Source organism: Chryseobacterium subflavum (assembly GCF_055762745.1).
In genome coordinates this window covers 190509-209483 of the sequence record NZ_JBVTMR010000006.1, presented here as the reverse complement: position 1 = coordinate 209483, position 18975 = coordinate 190509, and the positions used below count along the sequence as shown (strand labels likewise).

The 18975-nt window shown below is 36.3% G+C and carries 14 protein-coding genes; 9 read left to right on the top strand and 5 right to left on the bottom strand.

What is annotated here, in order from left to right; translation table 11 throughout:
• From AC0INN_RS21065 to AC0INN_RS21055, 3 genes are all read right to left on the bottom strand, one after another.
• On the bottom strand, nt 1–4660 hold a 4660-nt coding region (locus tag AC0INN_RS21065), incomplete at its 3' end, for a SpvB/TcaC N-terminal domain-containing protein (RefSeq protein WP_306614975.1).
• A gap of 184 nt (nt 4661–4844) precedes the next feature.
• A complete protein-coding gene (locus AC0INN_RS21060; RefSeq protein WP_306614973.1) occupies nt 4845–5330 on the bottom strand; it encodes a T9SS type A sorting domain-containing protein in 486 nt (161 codons plus the stop codon).
• Between the two features lie 11 nt (nt 5331–5341).
• Complete coding sequence (locus tag AC0INN_RS21055; RefSeq protein WP_306614971.1) at nt 5342–6367, bottom strand: cell wall anchor protein; 1026 nt, start codon at nt 6365–6367, stop codon at nt 5342–5344.
• Nucleotides 6368–6523: 156 nt separating this feature from the next.
• Here AC0INN_RS21055 and AC0INN_RS21050 point away from each other — a divergent pair, with 156 nt between their 5' ends.
• Both AC0INN_RS21050 and AC0INN_RS21045 read left to right on the top strand, forming a co-directional pair.
• A complete protein-coding gene (locus AC0INN_RS21050) occupies nt 6524–7498 on the top strand; it encodes a hypothetical protein (RefSeq protein ID WP_306614969.1) in 975 nt (324 codons plus the stop codon).
• Nucleotides 7499–8282: 784 nt separating this feature from the next.
• Entirely contained in the window at nt 8283–10514 is a 2232-nt protein-coding gene (locus AC0INN_RS21045; RefSeq protein WP_306614967.1) for a zinc-dependent metalloprotease, read from the top strand.
• A 141-nt stretch (nt 10515–10655) separates the two neighbouring features.
• On the opposite strand, the gene AC0INN_RS21040 is transcribed toward AC0INN_RS21045, so the two are convergent.
• On the bottom strand, nt 10656–11465 hold the full coding sequence (locus AC0INN_RS21040) for a helix-turn-helix domain-containing protein (RefSeq protein ID WP_273649621.1): 810 nt from the start codon (nt 11463–11465) through the stop codon (nt 10656–10658).
• An 86-nt stretch (nt 11466–11551) separates the two neighbouring features.
• A complete protein-coding gene (locus AC0INN_RS21035) occupies nt 11552–12448 on the bottom strand; it encodes an oxidoreductase (RefSeq protein ID WP_172280701.1) in 897 nt (298 codons plus the stop codon).
• 209 nt (nt 12449–12657) lie between these two features.
• On the opposite strand from AC0INN_RS21035, the gene AC0INN_RS21030 reads away from it, so the two are divergent.
• The 7 genes from AC0INN_RS21030 to pyk all read left to right on the top strand — a co-directional run bounded on the left by AC0INN_RS21030 (nt 12658) and on the right by pyk (nt 18940).
• A complete protein-coding gene (locus AC0INN_RS21030; protein ID WP_306614964.1) occupies nt 12658–13482 on the top strand; it encodes an SDR family NAD(P)-dependent oxidoreductase in 825 nt (274 codons plus the stop codon).
• A gap of 89 nt (nt 13483–13571) precedes the next feature.
• Entirely contained in the window at nt 13572–14465 is an 894-nt protein-coding gene (locus tag AC0INN_RS21025) for a helix-turn-helix domain-containing protein (RefSeq protein WP_273649623.1), read from the top strand.
• 298 nt (nt 14466–14763) lie between these two features.
• Complete coding sequence (locus tag AC0INN_RS21020) at nt 14764–15003, top strand: acyl carrier protein (RefSeq protein ID WP_002976354.1); 240 nt, start codon at nt 14764–14766, stop codon at nt 15001–15003.
• Nucleotides 15004–15035: 32 nt separating this feature from the next.
• Nucleotides 15036–16280: a beta-ketoacyl-ACP synthase II gene (gene fabF, locus AC0INN_RS21015; RefSeq protein WP_172280707.1), complete on the top strand. Its 1245-nt coding sequence runs from the start codon at nt 15036–15038 to the stop codon at nt 16278–16280.
• Between the two features lie 9 nt (nt 16281–16289).
• The gene (rnc, locus tag AC0INN_RS21010) at nt 16290–17051 is read left to right on the top strand and encodes a ribonuclease III (protein ID WP_172280708.1); all 762 of its coding nucleotides are present in this window, start codon (nt 16290–16292) and stop codon (nt 17049–17051) included.
• Complete coding sequence (locus AC0INN_RS21005; RefSeq protein WP_273649624.1) at nt 17029–17502, top strand: IPExxxVDY family protein; 474 nt, start codon at nt 17029–17031, stop codon at nt 17500–17502. The genes rnc and AC0INN_RS21005 overlap by 23 nt, the downstream gene beginning before the upstream one ends.
• Nucleotides 17495–18940, top strand: coding sequence for a pyruvate kinase (gene pyk, locus AC0INN_RS21000; protein WP_172280712.1), 1446 nt, complete (start codon nt 17495–17497; stop codon nt 18938–18940). Before AC0INN_RS21005 ends, pyk begins: the two co-directional genes overlap by 8 nt.
• Nucleotides 18941–18975: the final 35 nt, after the last annotated feature.

Below are 18975 nucleotides of genomic sequence, written 5' to 3'. Positions count from 1 at the left end.
GTTTTTCATAGGAAATCACTCTTGCTTTATCATCGTAGGTAATTCCTTTTTGGATAAAGTATTTTCCATTGCTGCTTTCCGATGAGGATAAAACTCTTCCCTGTGGATCATAAATTATGCTGGAATTGTATGCCTGACCTTTAGAGGTTCCTGATTTTGAAATCACCCTTCCTTTGTCATCATAAGAGAAAGTGATATTTTTGTTAGTGGCTTCCCCACCGTCCATTGTAGAAATTTCTTTCTGGGAAATAAGCTGACCTAGATTATTATAAGTATATTCTTTCGTTCCCTTGGGGCTAATAATCTTTTTAGGTTGTCCGGAACCATTATATTCATATTTATAGATTCCATTCGACGGATCATTAAATTCTGATTTTCTACCCCAAGGGTCATATTTTGTCGTGACGATATTTTCAGCATATTGGGCTTTGATTTGTTCACCAGCAGCATTATAGCTAAATTGAATGGTTCCTCCTTTATCAGTACTTGAAATTACATTTCCTAAGGCATCTGTTGTTTTGGTGGTTGTTCTTCCATAGCCATTCAATTCTTTGACCGTTGTGGTCAGCCCTGAAACAGAAGTCTCTGCTTTCTGGCCATTGAATGAGGTCGCCGTTATCTTGGCTGGAAATACAGTATCATCATAGGAAATTACATTAAATTGACTCGGGCTCTGCCCTTCAAAATAAGGCTCGGACTCTCTTGTTTTCCTTCCTAATTGATCATACTGCGTTTCTGTAGAAATATATCTTCCTTGTCCAAAGGCTTTGATGGAAGTTTTATAATCTTGCCCCAATTTATTGGTGTATTTTTTCGAGATACCGCCATCAGGGTCATTTTGAGTAATCGTGATATTCGAATTATTATCCCTGTCATACTGATAGGTAGTTGTTCCGCCCAGATTGGTTTTCGAGGTTAAGAGTTTACCCCATCCATCATATTTATTTTCTAAGGTATTGCCTAATGGATCGGTTTGCTTTTCAATCTGGCCCCAGTCATTATACAGGATATTGGTTTCAAGACCTAAATTGTCCATTTTCTTTACCACAAAACGGCCTTTAGAATCATACCTACCTTCCGTACTCTGAATCCGTGAATCTATACTATTACTTATTGCCGTTTTTGTAATATTTCCGAAGGCATCATAGTTATAGGTTTCTGTTATAGATTCGGTATTATTTCTGTTCCAGGTGATCTGTGTTTTTAACAGGTTATTTTCATAGGTATATTCTTCTTTGGCTCTTTTGGTATCCCCATAAGCCTGTACGACATCCTCTTTAATTTTCGGACGACCAATGTAATAATTGGCTCCTGTTCCTGATGGATTATGGAAATAGTCAAGGGTCGTGGTTTTAATTCCATATCCATTATGGGTATTAGATATACTTTGTATTGGAAGGTAATAGTCTCCATAATTGATTGAGCTATTGGTGAGAATACCCGTGAGAAAGTCCTTAGTTCTTGTACTTTTTACGACCGTAGCAGTGACCACTTTGGGTTTATCCGTGTTAGAAACAGGGGGTATAACTACCTGCCCATTTAATAATTGATCTATTTGATAAATCGTGGATTTAAAGCTTAAAAGCTGGGTATTATTTTCGGAAAGATCCACAGGAAAGATCTTTGACTCTTCATTGGTTCTGATCGACCATTCTTTTACCGGAACACCGCCGTTTAATGGATCCATTTCCGAACCAGACCATATTTTAGTGTTCTCAAAGCCATCAGCATACCAGGAAGAACGCGCAGCCTGTCGGAATCCAATAGTTCCTCTCCCCTGTAAATGGCTGATAAAGCCTCTGTAACGGAAATCCTGCTTTAGTCCTTCTTGGCGAATCAGGGAAACGACAAAAGTCTGGGAAAGTTTGCCCACTTCAATATAGGGGTATTGTTCTTTTTTTATTGGCTTATAAAAATTAGGATTAATCGTGGGATCAAGCTCTTTATATTCTATCTCTGTTCTTATACCTTTATGATTGATAGCACTAACACGGGCCTCTTTGGAGACATCATAAAAACCAATTTTCTTCATTCGATCTCCTCCAACAGTTCCAGGATTTGTATATAAAGGACCCGGAGCAACAAGAATAATCTGGTGGATAGACTGATTGATTCTAAAACTACCCAAAAGTTCCTGAAAATCAAATCTTGTTCTTTTGCTAAAAGGACTTTGAGAATTCGAAAACCCACCGCTATTATCCGCTAAAGGTCCCTCATTAAAAGAATAGCGAATATCATTATTAAAATTTCCTCCAGATGAAATTTTAATATCTACGGTATTGTAATAATAAATATCAAATAGGGTACTAGAGTTACCCACCTTAACTCTTTCCTTTCGATAATTAAAAGTAACAAAATCACTTTTCCCATCCCTATCTAAGTCATAAGCCTGATGGCTGGTTCTTTCCAGCGTTGCTGTCCCATCATTATTGGAGGTAAAATAAGGGTCCTGTCGAAATAAGGCAAAATTGGATTTTAACTCTTCCGCGAATGCAATTCCTGTTGACTGGTACAGGTACCAATCCGCTGTAGTCCCGGAAGCAGGAATTAATAAATCACTCTTTCCATCCCCATTAAAGTCACCTACAACAGCTCTTTTAGATACTCCTTTAATCCTGTTATCATTAAGATAGAATCCTCGTTCGATAGCTGAATACAAATGATCCACTCCTTTTTTAAATTGAATAATAAAAGGACGGTTCCCCCCATCGAATCTCAAGAAATCTGTTTTCCCATCTCCATCAAAGTCTCCTATTTTGTACGTCTCTAATACATCAGTATCATAGGGGTAAAAAGACATATGGGAAAAGGATTGTGATGAGGCAATCCCATTATCCATATTGATAACAATATATCTTTTTCTGTTACTGAAAGTTTCTTCAAACTCCGGTAAACTTATAGGCCCATTAGGGTCTCCGGTTTTTTTTATTTTTGTATGTTCGGCATCATTAAATCCCATAAACAATTCGGAAATGCCATCTCCATCCAGATCCATTTCCATAAGTTTTGAAGAAGGGGAAGTTTTGACACTGTACCCTTCTTCCATAGGGCCTAAATCCGGTGTAGTATAATCGTAAACCGAATTAGGAAGAGTCTTGGTGTATTCATGTACCAACTGATTTGCCTCATTAATAGAATATACAAATAATTGGATATCTTTTTTCCCAGAAGTGGGATTGTTTATTAATTTATAAAAAGCAAATCCCTGCTTGTTTTCTACAATTTGTGATGGGTTTTTAAAAGAAATAGATAAAGCTTTTTTAAATTCTTCTTTTGTAGCATCTAATGTTCCTATATAGGTAAGCTCACGTGCCTGTGCATGATCTAAAGCCTTTTTAACGAGATAAAGGCCTGCAGGTTTGTCTGTAGGATTGACACATGTACCATTAGAACCCGGGGTAAAGCTTTCACAAACTCGGAATGGCTGATCACGGTATTCTAAGACATCTATTTTCCCATCCCCATCAAAATCCCCTAATAATCCAGATTCCAGAGAATAACTTCTTGACTCTGTCCAATCAGTTTCTCTTGAAGATTTCTCATATTCTATTAGGATAGGGTTTGCGGCTTCATTAGCAGAATTATATTCTGTGATTTGTTGGGCAAACTGGTATCCGGTACCATTGATGTCCTTAATGTAGCCTATTTTATACCTTTTAAATTGATTTCCATTTGTATTAACCTTGACTTCCGATAAAAGTTTGTTTTGAGTATACGCCAATCCTTGTACATAGGATTGTTCTTTTAAATCCCTGTCAATATAGCTCAATTCAATGGTATTAAAATGAGCTTTATTTAAATTTTCATTCCCTCCCCATTGTATAGTAGTGATCCTGTTTATATTTGTATTGGCATCTTGAATATATTGATAGGTAATATAATTCCCTTGCGCATCTTTCCATTTGACTATATTATATTCTAGTGGTGTTCTGGCTGTACTGTTGCCAGGTGCTACTGATCCATACCAAGCCTGGGAACCATCTTCAAAAGTAACCTCCCAATATTCGGGACCTTTCCATACTTGTCCGGTGATCGTTCCTATTGATCTTATTTTAATGTTAGAGTATTTTTCCGTCACATACTCTGCGCCAGCTTTTCCATATTCTCCTGATTTTAAGATTAATCTTTGACCATTGAAACTGTAATAATCCGAATAGTCCAATTGGATTCCTTTAACCTCCCCATCTTTTTCAATGATTTTCCCCATTCTTGAAATAGCTGTAATCCCGGATAGAGTCCAACCATATCCCGCAATACTATTTGCAACACCACTTGTATAAACAAGGTTTACCTGTGGGGCAACACTTTTCACTCCAGGAGGTAAGGTAATAGGTAGAGTAAACTGAAGCTGCCCGGCTCCATTGACTTCTATGTTTCCTTGGGTATCATGAAAGCTTGTCCCCAATGGTGCCGATGTTCCACTTGGATTACTAGCTCCCGCATTAGAATCCGTAGGACCTCCTCCTTGGCTTTCTGTAGCAGGACCAATTTTAGCTATAAATGGGTTGGAGGTACTAGAAGTAGCCTTGAACCCCTGTGCCAATACTACCGTTTGGGGATCCTGTACTGTTCGGGAAGTGCTTTCCTGTTGGTAGAGTATAGTCTGTGAAAAACTCAATACAGAGCTTAAAGATATAATGAATGAATATAAAAATTTCATAAGCTTTATGATAATTATGATTGTGTGATGATGGTATCAATTTGAATGGGCTTCTAAAAAACCGTTTCGAAATAGGTGTACTTTAGCAGTTCTCGATACCTATTTCTTCATTTTATTCCAAAAAATACTCGATCTGATGTTAACCGGTAGATACTGTTACCTAGAACCTATAACCTGAGATCTGCTACCTCTTCGTAATATTTCTGCTAAATACCCTTCCGTCCTTCAGAGTAAAACGAAGAATATAGACTCCCCATTCAAAGCCGGACATGTTGATTTTTAATTGCTTATTTAAGCCTGGAGTGTTTTGTTGTTGGAATTTCCAATGAACTGTACTATGCTGGTAAAGTGAAACAGATTCTATCAATTCATTTGTTTCGTCGGTCCAGTCTATGGTAAGGAAATCATTAACCGGAACAGGGTAAAGCCTGACCTGTTTCCAGAATGTTTTCTCATCCATTGCAGTACTCTGCTGTATAGAAGCAGCTGGCTTTCTCTGAATTTCAGATTGAGCTTCTTTTTTTAGCTCTTCAGCAGCTTTTTTAGCATTGTTGTTGGGACCTCTGTATCTTTGGTTTCCAGCCTCATCATATTTGAAATACACTACGGTTTGAGAAAAACCAAGAAATCCTATTAATAAGGAGGATAGAGAAAGTAATTTTCTTTTCATCGGTGTTTTATTTAGTTTTTTTCTGAAAGAAGAAATTCCAATTGTTTTTCCAGTTTCTCTATTTTTTCAGATTGAGATTTCAAAACTTTATTTTCTTTTTGAACTTGTTTAAGCTGCTCTGATTGGAATTTCAACTGCTTATTTTGTTCTATTGAATAAAGAGTGAGCTCCTCTATTTTTTCAAGAAGTTTTGCATTCATTTCTGCTACATTAATTCCATTCTTTATGACTTCTTCTGCAGAAGGAATATTCGGTAAATGTCCTTTTTCTTCAATATGTTGCTCTACTTCCTCCAAAGAACGAAGTCGATAGTCTTTTTTGAAAACATAGTCTGCCCATACATTGGCTTTTACTTCCACTTCTTTGGCCAATATTCTACCATTAAACCGGGCAATTCCATTATTAAAGAATTTAATCCATGTTCCATTCGCCCCATCATTAAGCCCTATATATGAACTCCCATCATTTCGGGTATTAGGCATAGAAATAATGATATTATGAGTGTTTCCTAAATTTCTCAATACCGTATCACCAGGCTCTGCATGAGCAGAGAAGCACCCATTGCAAGAGGACTTCCCAATCTGAAACACACCCAAAGAATTAGCAACTTCTAACGCAGCCCCTTCAGTTCTATAAACCCTCAATCCAGCAATAGAATTGTTATTCGTATCAATATCGTTCATCCCTATTCTTACCTTTCCATCATTTGACTCAATAAGAAGTTTCCCCCAGTTCCCCCATTGTGAATCGGCGGGTAAAGCATTTCTGTAAAAGATTCCCCCGTCGTTAAAATTTAATTGATGATGTTTATTTCCGGAATTATCTTTCCAGGGAGCAATTGTTAATAATCCTGAATAAAGCCCGGAACCCGGAACCCCTATTGCATCACGACTTTTAAATTCCGTCTTAAGTTCAAAATTATAGGCAGAAGGTAAAGCATTGGTGCTTCTTGTATCGTGTATTTTTAGATTTTCGGCTTGTTGAGCGAAGCTAAATGTCGAAGCCAATAAGACTAACGAGAATAATTTTTGTTTCATTTTAATTGTGTTAAATTGTATTGCAAATCTCAAAAAAATAATTGGTTCAAGAAAGGACAATTCGTCTAATTAAAGAAAACTAATTAGATAATTTATCTAAAATTTGCACTGCTATTTTCGTTTATATATATATTTGCAAATAAAACATGATTGTCGATGGAAAGTTATCAAAAAAGTCTTTTTGACTTATTATTAAAGGAATCTGGAGGAAAAAAAAATTTGGTAGACCTTATGGTTGATCAATTAAAGCTATCCAATGACTCTGCATACAGAAGAATCAGTGGAAAAAACAATACTACAATCAATGAAGCTATTGCTCTTGCTTCTCATTTTGGGATCTCTCTGGATTCAATTCATAACTCCGGGGTAAATAATATCGTGATCAACAAGGTACATGATATTTATAATATAGATGATCTGGAAAAATATTTTGAGTCTTCCATTGCCAATCTCCAAAAAGTAAAAGACACATCGAATGTTGAATTCATATATGCGGCAAAAGATATTCCCCTCTTTTATTTTATGAAGTTTGAGAATCTGCGTAAATTTAAAATTTATACATGGCTGAAACTCATGGATGCTCGCTTCTTTTCTCAAAGAATTAGTTTTGAAAAGTTTGATATTACTGAAAAAATTAAGGAGAAAGCCGTATTATTAGCCGATACCTATCATAATGTAAACTCAACCGAGATATGGAGCAAAGTTACGATCCACGCCCTACTTGAGCAGATCATCTATTTTCATCAATTGGAGATGATCAATAGCCATAGTGTATTAAAAATTTGTGATGAGATTTTACAGATGTTAAAGCAAATAGAAAATGAGGCGACCCATGAGAGAAAAGATGGAAAAGAAGTCTATTTTAAACTTTATCAGAATGATTTGTTAATCATGGGGAACACTGTTTTCATCAAATTGCTAGATAAGAAAATGCTTTTTTTGCCTTACAATATTTTAAGTTATTATTATACCACGGATGAAAGGGTTTGCAACAACTATGAAAAAAGTATTGAGCTCATCCTAAAGAATTCTGAGCCACTTTCTATCAGCAATAAAGCCAGAAATATTTTCTTTAATAAAATGTATAAGAAAATAAATGAAGTGAAAACTCTTATGGAAGTAAAATTATAAAAAAAGACCTTAATAATTAATTTACATTTTTAATTTGAGAATCTTCTGCTTTATCTTTACCTGACTGCTTCCTGTAAGATAACATTGCTTTTGATAAATCATTAAAATCCCTTCCTATAAAAGCTCTTTTTCTGTTTTGCGTCCTGTTATTGCCATAATAATGTGTAGGAACTTTGATATAATTACAAGTTGCAAAGAAAGTCTGGAAACATGAGAACTAATTATTTCGTATAATAGATATTTCTACAAATATTCCACTTAGTTTCATCATCTATTATTTACCAAATTCCAAGCGATCAATACTTGCATGTTTTGCAATAACTCATAAGTATTTATCAAATATTGTTCCGCTCTTTCAATGTTATCAGAAAATGTTGGCAGAAAAATCACATTTCGTTTTATCCAGTTTTCATCACCTAATCATATAGAGAAATTACTACTCTCCAACTCCACTTAAAATAAACTCCTCATAGTTATTAATTATGGGGAGTTTCTATTTTCTCACATTGATAAACTATAAAAACGTCATTTAACATTCAGATTAATATTCTCACTATATCTCATATTTATTGAGAATTCTATCTCAAATTACTTAAAATACAATTTTTACAATAACAAAAAACACCTCACATTGTATTTTCCTTATAATTATTCCAAATATTTAATTAATTTTATAGTTATTTGTATTTTGAATTATTAAAATTAATTAAATAAAGATTTTCATTTTTTTTTATTTCCACAAAGCTAATAAAACCGAAATATCATAAAATTAAACATATAAATTATGAAAATTAAACAATTATTTTATCTGGGAATCTTTATGCTTTCCATTTCCCTGGGGAAGGCACAGGATTTTTTTACTACTATTAGTGAAAGATCCATTAAAGCAGATCCTAAAAGCAGAACGGTACAACCTGAAAAGTTCCTTACGTACAGCCTGGATGTCAATGGCATAAAGAGCTATTTCAGTACTGTTCCTGAACTAAAAGACAATGACCCTAAAGACAAAGCACCTATCATTGTCCTTCCAATGCCAGATGGTACAAAAGCAAAATTTAAAATTTGGAAATCTTCAGTGATGGCTCCCGAACTTGCTCAGAAGTTTCCACAATTGGTTACCTTTACAGGGCAAGGAGTTGACGATCAATACGCTACTATAAAGCTGGATTTTACAGAGCTTGGATTTCATGCTCAGATAAAATCGATTGTAAATGGAGATGCTTACATTGATCCTTACGCAAAAAACAATATCAACAATTATATCATTTATAAAAAAAGTGATCTGATTGACAGAAAACCAAGAACTTGTGCAACCAAAGACGAAGATATTGTTCCTGAAAAAAAAAGCGTACAAAAAAGCGTTACTCCAAGCGTAGGTACTCAAATTAGAATTTTCAGATTTGCAGTAGCCTGTACCGGTGAGTATGCCCAAGCTGCAACAGGATTAACATCTCCCACGGTTGCTCAAACTCTTTCAGCTATTGTTACCTCAGTAAACAGGGTAAACGGAGTATACGAACAAGAGGTTGCGGTAAGGCTCATATTAATTCCCAATGAAACTAATATCATCTTTACAAATCCAACAACAGATCCTTTTACAGGTAATGATGACGCATATACTTTGATTGATGAAAGCCAGGCTCAGATTGATGCATTAATAGGCAATGCCAATTATGATATAGGACATACTTTCAGTACCGGAGGTGGTGGACTTGCCGGATTAGGAGTAATATGCAGTACAGGAAATAAAGGAAGCGGAATTACCGGATCTTCTAATCCCGTAGGAGATCCGTATGATATAGACTATGTTGCTCACGAAGTAGGACATCAGTTTGGAGGGCCACATACATTCAATGCAACAACAGGAAATTGCGCGGGTAATCGAAGCGCTTCCAATGCTGTTGAACCAGGAAGTGGTGTTACCATCATGGCTTATGCCGGTATTTGTGGGGCAACCAATAATCTGGCACCTAATAGTATTCCTACTTTTCATACCAAATCATTTCAATCAATCACTACAAAAGTTCAATCGACAAGCTGTCAGGTAACAACTCCGGTTACCAACACAGCACCTGTTGTGAATGCAGGGAACGATTACACAATTCCCAAAGGAACTCCGTTTAAATTAACAGGTTCTGCTACAGACGCGCAGAATAACGCACTTGCTTATTCATGGGAACAAAATGATGTAGGACCGGCAGGAAACTGGAATGCACCAACAGGTAATGCTGCTATATTCAGATCATTTTTACCGGTAACAGTTCCATACAGATACTTTCCAAAACTTACAGACGTAATCAACAACGTTACCACCAAAGGGGAAATCCTGCCTTCGTATGGAAGAACTATGGAATTCAGATTAACAGTAAGGGATAATAACGCAGGCTGTGCCGGAGTTGCTAATGATGACGCCATTATAACAGTAGATGGAAATTCTGGTCCGTTCACTGTTACAGCACCTATGACAGCCGTAAACTGGACAGGTAATTCCACTCAGACCATTACCTGGAACGTAGCAAATACGACCGCTGCTCCCGTTAGCTGCGCTAATGTGAGTATTTTACTTTCAACAGACGGAGGTCTTACTTACCCAACGACGATCGTTGCTTCTACCGCTAACGACGGTACAGAAACAATTACTATTCCTAATGTAAATACAACACAAGCGAGAATTATGGTTGCGGGCCAAGGTAATGTATTTTATAATATCAATCCCGTAAACTTTACCATTACTCAGAATCTGGCTGTCAATGAAGTAAATGGAACCAAAGATGCATTTGTAGTGTATCCTAATCCAAGTAAAGGAATTCTAAATATCAGGTTTACCAACTCTAATGAAAATTATGACATCATGATATATGATACGAGTGGAAGACTGGCATTCAGTCAATTGAACAATACATTAAATGCTGGTAAAATCGGCACTTTCAATTTAACTCACCTGATGACAGGAGATTATCTTATTAAGATTAAAACCAAAAACATAGAGAAAACCGTGAAATGGGTTAAAGAATAAAAAAGAGCTTACTCTGAATTTAGTATAAAAGGTTGTTTTCATTGTAAAACAACCTTTTGCATTAAAAAAATAACTGGTATTTAATTCCGGTGATTACTAACTAAAAAAAGGCCTGAGTCAATTAGACTCAGGCTTTCTATTTTAAAATCCGCCAATTTTACTCGGTGATAATCCATACTGTTTTTTAAATGCAAATGAGAAGTGAGAAAGATCTTCAAAACCGAGATCCATATAGATATCCGAAGCCATTCTTCCTTTTTCAGCAAGAAGATAATGTGCTTCCTGAAGTCTTTTTTGCAAGAGCCATTTTCCAGGAGTTTTTCCAAATATTTTTTCAAAATCCCGCTTAAAGGTAGCCAGGCTTCGTCCCGTGAGATAAGCAAAGCGGTCGAGATTTACATTAAAATGATAATTTTTACTCATGAACGCTTCAATATCTATTTTTCCAGGCTCATTAAAATCAAATAGAACATCTTTTAATTCTGGATTTTCCTGAAGCAACAGAAGAATTGCTTCTTTAATTTTGAGTTCGACCATTCGTGGATCTGAAAGCTGCCCGGACTTCTGATACATCATCAGAGTATCCATATATGTTTTCAGTTGAGGGCTGGAGTCAAACACAACTAAAGAGTTCGTAGAACATTTTTTTTCAGAAGCCACATCATAAGCAAGACTGAAATCCTGCAAGGTCTGCTGGTCCAGATGAATGGATAATGATTGGAATTCACCACCGGGAGGGGGTTGTTTCGTAAACTTTAAAAGTTGATTGCGCTTCAGAAAACGTATGGAACCTTTTTCGGATCGGTAGTCATTGACCCCATCACTTAAAATTAAATCTCCGGCAACCTGATAGCTGATTACATGATCGGATACAAAATGCTCTCCCTGCCTGCTCAACTGAACATAACAGGAATACACAATATTTCCGTAATCTTGTCTTGTGGTTTTCATTTGATTACAAATATAATAAAGGATCTTCAGAATAAATTAATAAATAAGTGCAAGTATTTCTCTTGCACTTATTGAAGATTTGGACATTAATCCAAACGAATTCCTTTTTTAGCTAAAAACTGTTTCCCTTCTTCCGAATGCAACACATTTACCGCTTCATCATGATCGGTTGAAATACTTACATCGCGCCATTGCTCAAATTCTTTCTTCCTGTTTTGATCTGCACTTTGAAGGATAGCTGCAGCTTCACTTCCTAAAACCAAATGCATGGGTGGTGAAGGATGATCAACCAGGTCAACCATTACTTTTGCAGCCTTTGCCGGATCACCCATCGGAAGAAATTTTCCGGAAGTTAAATATTCTTTGATGCTGCCTACTGTTTCTTCATAACCCTCCACATCTTTAGCAAAACTCATAGAAGCTCCGGCCCAATCAGTTCTGAATCCTCCGGGCTCAATAGAAGTCACTTTAATTCCTAAAGGCAAAACTTCCTTGCTTAGAGACTCTGAAAAACCAGCGAGACCAAATTTTGCCGCCTGGTAAATAGACAAGCCAGCATTCCCTACTCTTCCTCCTACTGAGCTTATTTGCAAAATATGTCCGGATCGTTGCTTACGCATATAAGGCAATACTGCTCTTGTCACCTCAATAGGTGCAAATAAGTTAACTTCCAGCTGGCTTCTCACCTGCTCATCGGTAAACGCTTCTGCAGCTCCTGTAATTCCAAAACCGGCATTATTCACTAAAACATCAATTCTTCCAAAATGATCAACCGCTTCCTTAACCGCTGAATGAATCTGCTCCTTTACCTGAACATCAAGTTTTACTAATAATAACTGTGAAGAGTATTCCTCTAATAAACCTTTTAATATTTCGGGGTTTCTGGCTGTAGCCACCACGTAATCTCCATGTAATAATACTGCTTCCAAAAGACTTTTTCCAAGACCTTTTGAACTTCCTGTTATAAACCAAACTTTTTTCATTGTCTTTTATTTTAAATTTTATTGAGACAAAGTTCCGCCAAACCGATAACATTCATTTTGTTAAAAAGCTCAAATGCACTTTGTTAAAACAATCATTTATTCCCATTCCCATTGCATGTATTTTTGTGCTATTATTCAGCTGAAATGAGCTAGTTATCTACACCTCCCCTCAATAAATTTGTATCCTTAAATAATGTAAATACAAAATCATGAGTAAAACAATTTTTATTACAGGAGCATCCAAAGGGTTTGGAAAATTATGGGCACAAGCACTTTTAGAACGCGGAGATAATGTGGCAGCCACTGCCAGGAATATTTCTGCCTTGGATGATCTTAAAAAAAAATATGGAGATCAGATTCTCCCATTAAAACTGGACGTAAACAACCGTCAGGATGTTTTTGATACTGTAAATACTATAGAAAAACACTTCGGAAGTATTGACGTTCTGATCAACAATGCCGGCTTTGGATTATTTGGGACAGTAGAAGAAACTACAGAACAACAAGCCAGAGAACAAATGGAGACTAATTTCTTCGGTTCACTATGGGTAACCCAGGCTGTATTACCAGTAATGAGAAAACAGAAAAGTGGTCACATCATTCAGATTTCCAGCTTCCTAGGCTTGACTACATTACCTTTACTGGGTCTCTATAATGCTTCTAAATTCGCAATTGAAGGATTAACTGAAACTATAGGAACGGAAACAGCCCATCTGGGAATCAAAACGACATTAATAGAGCCCAACGGATATGCTACAGACTGGGCAGGAGCTTCGGCGGTACAAACTCCATCTGATATTTTCGATTACAACCCTGTAAGAGAAGAATTCGCCAAATCCGGAGATAATCCTGACATCTGGGGAAAACCAGAAGCTACAATACAACCTATAGTAGATATTATTGATTCCGTAAACCCACCAAAACGTTTACTGCTTGGCAAAATAGCATACCACACAATGAATCAGGTATACAGAGACCGCCTTGAAGATATTGAAAACTGGAAAGAAGTAAGCGTTAGGGCACACGGCTACTAATAATATATTGTACCTCTTAATTGACAAATTCAATAATCTGCAGATAGATCCTGTCTGCAGATTATTGTAAATTAGTTTTTTGAAATCTGATGAAACATTATAATACTCTTACCGAACTTCATTCAGAAAGCAACTGGGAAGCTCCACAGCACCCTCTTTTGGGCATCGTGGGATGCTTATCCGGATGCACGATGGGAAACCGGGAGTTCACCACAGACTGTTACATGGTCGCCTTCAAGAAAATCAAATCCGGAATTTTTATGTACGGACGTACACCTTATGATCATGACAATGGCTGTCTTTTTTTTACAAAACCAAGGCAGGTCATTGAGATGAGAGACCTGGAGTTCGAGGAACAAGGATTCATGTTGCTCATCCATGAAGACTATCTTAAAGGACATGAGCTGCATAAAGCTATTGAACAATACAGCTACTTTGATTACGAAGTTACTGAAGCTCTTCACCTTTCTCCAAAGGAAGAGCAAAATATCATTGAACTTCATGATAAGATTAGTAATGAATATAGAAACAACCCTGATGAATACAGCAGGGAGATTATATTAAGCCACCTTTCAACAATTCTGAAATACGCACAACGGTATTATAAAAGACAGTTTATAGAACGGGAACAGATCACCGGAAAAATGGCATCAAGATTTAATGATGCTCTTAAAAATTACATCCATAATGGCCATTTAAAAAAGGATAGCGGACTACCCAATGTCACCCAATTGGCCAGCCAGCTTTCTGTTTCCCCCAGATATCTCAGTGATCTTCTAAAACAGGAAACAGGTAAAACAGCCATGGAACTAATCCACATCTTTTTGATTTCAGAAGCCAAAAACCTTTTAAGACTGGGTGAAAAAGGCGTTTCAGAAATTGCCTATGAATTAGGATTTGAAAATGCATCTTATTTTACCCGCCTTTTTAAAAAGCAAACCGGAATGAAGCCTTTAGAATTTAAAAAACTGCAGATTAATTAATCTCAGCTATTCTATAAACTTCAGTCTCTCAGAATAACAATAAAAGCTGAATATACAGCATCAAAAGAACGGAATTCCATACCTGGATAAATGCATAAGTTTCAAAACCATGTTGTTCACTCTATGATTAATTTCATCTTCTGCTGAGCATACTAATTATAAACACCTGAAAACGAAAACACTATATCCCCTCCTGATAAAATACGGATAGTCTATCCACAAAAAAGACTAAAAAAATGTTTTATCGTAAAGAATTTTATATATTTGCACCATCTAACAATTAAAAAAATAATTTACTATGTCAGACATTGCATCAAGAGTAAAAGCTATCATCGCTGATAAGCTTGACGTTGAAGAAACAGAGGTAACTCCTGAAGCTAGCTTCACTAACGATTTAGGAGCTGATTCACTGGATACAGTTGAACTTATCATGGAATTTGAAAAAGAATTCAATATTCAAATCCCTGATGATCAAGCTGAAAAAATTACTACTGTAGGGCACGCTATCGCTTATATCGAAGAAGTAGTAAATAAATAATATTCTTCAACAAAAGAAAATTTAAAAAGTTTATGGAATTAAAAAGAGTAGTTGTAACCGGTTTTGGAGCAATAACACCGATTGGAAATAATGCGAAGGAATACTGGGGAAATCTTGTTAAAGGTGAGAGCGGTGCAGCTCCGATTACTCTTTTTGATGCCACAAACTTCAAGACAAAATTCGCTTGCGAAGTCAAGAATTTCGATCCGTTGCAACATTTCGATAAGAAAGAAGCAAAAAAAATGGACCGAAATACCCAGCTTGGGCTTGTAGCTGCAAGAGAAGCTGTAGAACATTCCAGAATTATCGAAGATTCTGTTGATAAAAACAGAGTTGGTGTAATCTGGGGCTCCGGGATCGGTGGTTTGGAAACTTTTGAAACAGAAGTTTTAGGATGGGCGAATACGGATATTCCAAGATTCAACCCCTTCTTTATTCCAAAGATGATCGCGGATATTACGCCTGGACACATCTCTATTGAGTATGGTTTCCACGGACCTAATTATACTACTGTATCTGCGTGTGCTTCTTCTGCAAATGCACTAATCGACGCTAAAATGCTAATCCAATTAGGGAAAGCAGATGTTATTGTATGTGGTGGCTCTGAAGCCGCTGTTACAGCGAGTGGTGTGGGCGGATTTAATGCTATGATGGCACTTTCAACAAGAAATGATGATCCGAAAACAGCTTCAAGACCTTTTGATAAAGACAGAGATGGCTTTGTATTGGGTGAAGGAGCAGGATGTATTATTCTTGAAGAATATGAACATGCAGTAAAAAGGGGCGCAACAATTTATGCAGAATTAAAAGGAGGCGGTCTGAGTGCAGATGCACATCACATGACAGCACCTCATCCTGAAGGTTTGGGAGCTTATCTGGTAATGAAAAGTTGCCTGGAAGATGCAGGGTTAACTGCTGATGAAGTAGACCATATCAATATGCATGGTACGTCTACTCCATTAGGAGACATTGCAGAATCCAACGCAATTTCAAGATTACTTGGAGAGCATGCTTACGACATTCAGATTAATTCTACGAAATCAATGACAGGACACCTTTTAGGGGCGGCCGGTGTAATTGAGGCTATTGCTGCTTTAGGAACTATTATTCATGGTATTGTTCCTCCTACCATTAATCATTTTACTGATGATGAAAATATCGACAGCAGACTTAATTTTACATTTAATGAAGCTGTGAAAAAAGATGTAAAAGTAGCCATGAGCAATACTTTTGGATTTGGTGGGCACAATGCCTGCGTTCTGTTTATGAAAATCTAAATTTACTGAATGGAGTTACAGAAATACTTTTCTAAATTCCTTCTCAAACAAAGAAAAAGAAAATTATCGGAGAGAGACTATTTCCTTAGTACCGAGCTAAATAAACTGCTGGGTTCTGAGATACAAAATGTTGCACTTTACCGGGAAGCTTTTTCTTTGAAAAATTCTTCTAAAAATCAAGACAGCAATTACGAAAGACTTGAATTCTTAGGAGATTCCGTTTTGGGTACAATTATTTCTTGTCATTTGTTCCAGACTTATCCTCAAGCGAATGAAGGATATCTTACACAAATGAAATCTAAGATTGTTAATAGGAAAAATCTTAATAAATTAGGGGAAGATTTAAAGCTTACAGACCTTTTAATTAAACAAAATTCTGTAGCTTTAGGTGAAAATATCTCCGGAAATTTATTTGAAGCATTAATCGGTGCTGTTTATTTAGACTTCCAATATGACACCTGTAAAAAGATCATTTTGGAACGTTTGCTGACGCCATCTGAAATTAATAAGCTCGAAAATAAAATTGTGAGCTATAAAGGCCTTCTTCTGGAATGGAGCCAGAAGAAAAAAGTAAATATAAAATATGAAACCTGTGAAGAAACTCAGGGGAATAAATCAATCGTTTTTCGTTGCCACGTCTGGCTCGGAGAAGAGAAGATAGCCAATGCCACTGAAACTTCAAAAAAGAAAGCCGAAGAAAAAGCAGCACAACGAGCATTTTATATTTTAAACAAAAAAGAGAACATACTTGGAAATTCAAAAACTTTATGATCACGACGATATAGAATTTGAAGATATTGCCATCGGATTGGTAAGATTAGCAAAAAATGTATTCGATCATGAATTTTTTTTCAAAATAAATCAAAATAGCGATCTTAAATTTTCAAGGATAGACGACCTCGTCTTTCACGGATCATATTATGACTATTATTTCTCAAGATTCGAGGGTTATCACAAGTTTTCAAAGACTTACTTTACTTTCATTTCCAACAAATCCTGTGAAAGTAGACAAAAAAAAATACAAACTGAGCTCTTCGCAGAAGAAGAAAATATTAAATTTTTATTAAATAATCAGGTAGATGTAGAATATATTCTGCATAGTTCGGAACAATTTCCTGATTTTTCCGTAATTTTGCTCCCTGAAAATCTTGTGTTTCCAATTCAAGATTATACATTGAGTTCTGAAGAGGAACTATATCAAATTATCCAGTATTATGAATAAGTATTTAAAGAAGACAAAAATTATTGCAACGCTTGGCCCTGCATCATCATCTAAAGAAGTCATGTTAGGACTTATGAAAGCAGGAGTAGACGTTTTTAGAATAAATTTTTCACATGCAGATTACGACTTAGTTCGAACTAATATTGATATCATTAGAGAACTTAACAAGGAACATGGCTACTCTGTAAGTATTTTAGGAGACTTACAAGGTCCTAAATTGAGAGTGGGAGTCGTAAAGGAGGGATCATATCTTAATCCTGGAGATATTTTAACGTTTACGAATGAAAAAATTGAAGGGGATTCTACAAAAGTTTATATGACTTATCAACAGTTTCCTCAGGACGTAAAAGTGGGGGAAAGAATCCTTATCGATGACGGAAAGCTTGTTCTAGAGGTTATTGAAACCAACGAAAAGGATACTGTAAAGGCCAAAACCATACAAGGGGGACCTCTGAGTTCTAAAAAAGGGGTAAACCTTCCTAATACGAATGTTTCTCTTCCTGCATTAACGGAGAAGGATATCCAGGATGCTAACTTTATGCTGGACATGGAGGTAGATTGGATTGCTTTATCTTTTGTACGTCATGCACAGGACATCATAGATCTTAAGGACCTTATTGCCAAGCATCCGAACGGTAAATTTAAAACACCGATCATAGCTAAAATCGAAAAACCTGAAGGAGTAAAAAATATTGATGAGATCTTATTGGAATGTGATGGATTAATGGTTGCACGTGGTGACTTGGGAGTAGAAGTTCCTATGGAAGAAGTTCCTGCGATCCAGAAAAACCTGGTTGAAAAAGCAAGATTCTATTCCAAACCGGTTATCATTGCCACTCAGATGATGGAAACCATGATCAATAGCTTAACACCAACAAGAGCTGAAGTAAATGACGTTGCCAACTCCGTATTGGATGGTGCTGATGCTGTAATGCTTTCAGGAGAAACTTCGGTGGGAAGATATCCCATCCAGGTAGTTGAGAACATGGCTAAAATCGTTCAGAATATAGAAAAGACAAATTTCTATCAGCACAAAAACGAGCCTATCGAAAAAGATTATAATTGTATTGATGAAAGGTTTATTACCAACAGGGTATGCCTTGCCGCAGTTAGAATTGCTAAAACAACAAATGTTACTGCAATTGTTACTTTAACACACTCCGGTTATACGGCATTCCAGCTTTCAGCCCACAGACCTAACTCACATATTATTGTGTACAGCGGTAATAAAAGGGTAATTACGATGCTTAACCTTCTTTGGGGTGTTCATGCTTATTATTATGATATGAACAAATCAACGGATGAAACAATTATCCAGGTTAATATGCTTACACATAATTACGGATATATTGAAAGCGGGGATTTTGTAATCAACATCAATGCGACTCCGTCATATGAAGGAGGAAAAACAAATACGCTGAGATTAACGACAGTATAATAAAGTAAAGGCGAAATCGCAAAAATGGCGAAACA

Bases quoted from the DNA above. Each gene is read 5' to 3' on its own strand.
- AC0INN_RS21060 (WP_306614973.1), bottom strand. From the start codon at position 5,330: ATGAAAAGAAAATTACTTTCTCTATCCTCCTTATTAATAGGATTTCTT.
- AC0INN_RS21055 (WP_306614971.1), bottom strand. From the start codon at position 6,367: ATGAAACAAAAATTATTCTCGTTAGTCTTATTGGCTTCGACATTTAGC.
- AC0INN_RS21050 (WP_306614969.1), top strand. From the start codon at position 6,524: ATGGAAAGTTATCAAAAAAGTCTTTTTGACTTATTATTAAAGGAATCT.
- AC0INN_RS21045 (WP_306614967.1), top strand. From the start codon at position 8,283: ATGAAAATTAAACAATTATTTTATCTGGGAATCTTTATGCTTTCCATT.
- AC0INN_RS21040 (WP_273649621.1), bottom strand. From the start codon at position 11,465: ATGAAAACCACAAGACAAGATTACGGAAATATTGTGTATTCCTGTTAT.
- AC0INN_RS21035 (WP_172280701.1), bottom strand. From the start codon at position 12,448: ATGAAAAAAGTTTGGTTTATAACAGGAAGTTCAAAAGGTCTTGGAAAA.
- AC0INN_RS21030 (WP_306614964.1), top strand. From the start codon at position 12,658: ATGAGTAAAACAATTTTTATTACAGGAGCATCCAAAGGGTTTGGAAAA.
- AC0INN_RS21025 (WP_273649623.1), top strand. From the start codon at position 13,572: ATGAAACATTATAATACTCTTACCGAACTTCATTCAGAAAGCAACTGG.
- AC0INN_RS21020 (WP_002976354.1), top strand. From the start codon at position 14,764: ATGTCAGACATTGCATCAAGAGTAAAAGCTATCATCGCTGATAAGCTT.
- fabF (WP_172280707.1), top strand. From the start codon at position 15,036: ATGGAATTAAAAAGAGTAGTTGTAACCGGTTTTGGAGCAATAACACCG.
- rnc (WP_172280708.1), top strand. From the start codon at position 16,290: ATGGAGTTACAGAAATACTTTTCTAAATTCCTTCTCAAACAAAGAAAA.
- pyk (WP_172280712.1), top strand. From the start codon at position 17,495: ATGAATAAGTATTTAAAGAAGACAAAAATTATTGCAACGCTTGGCCCT.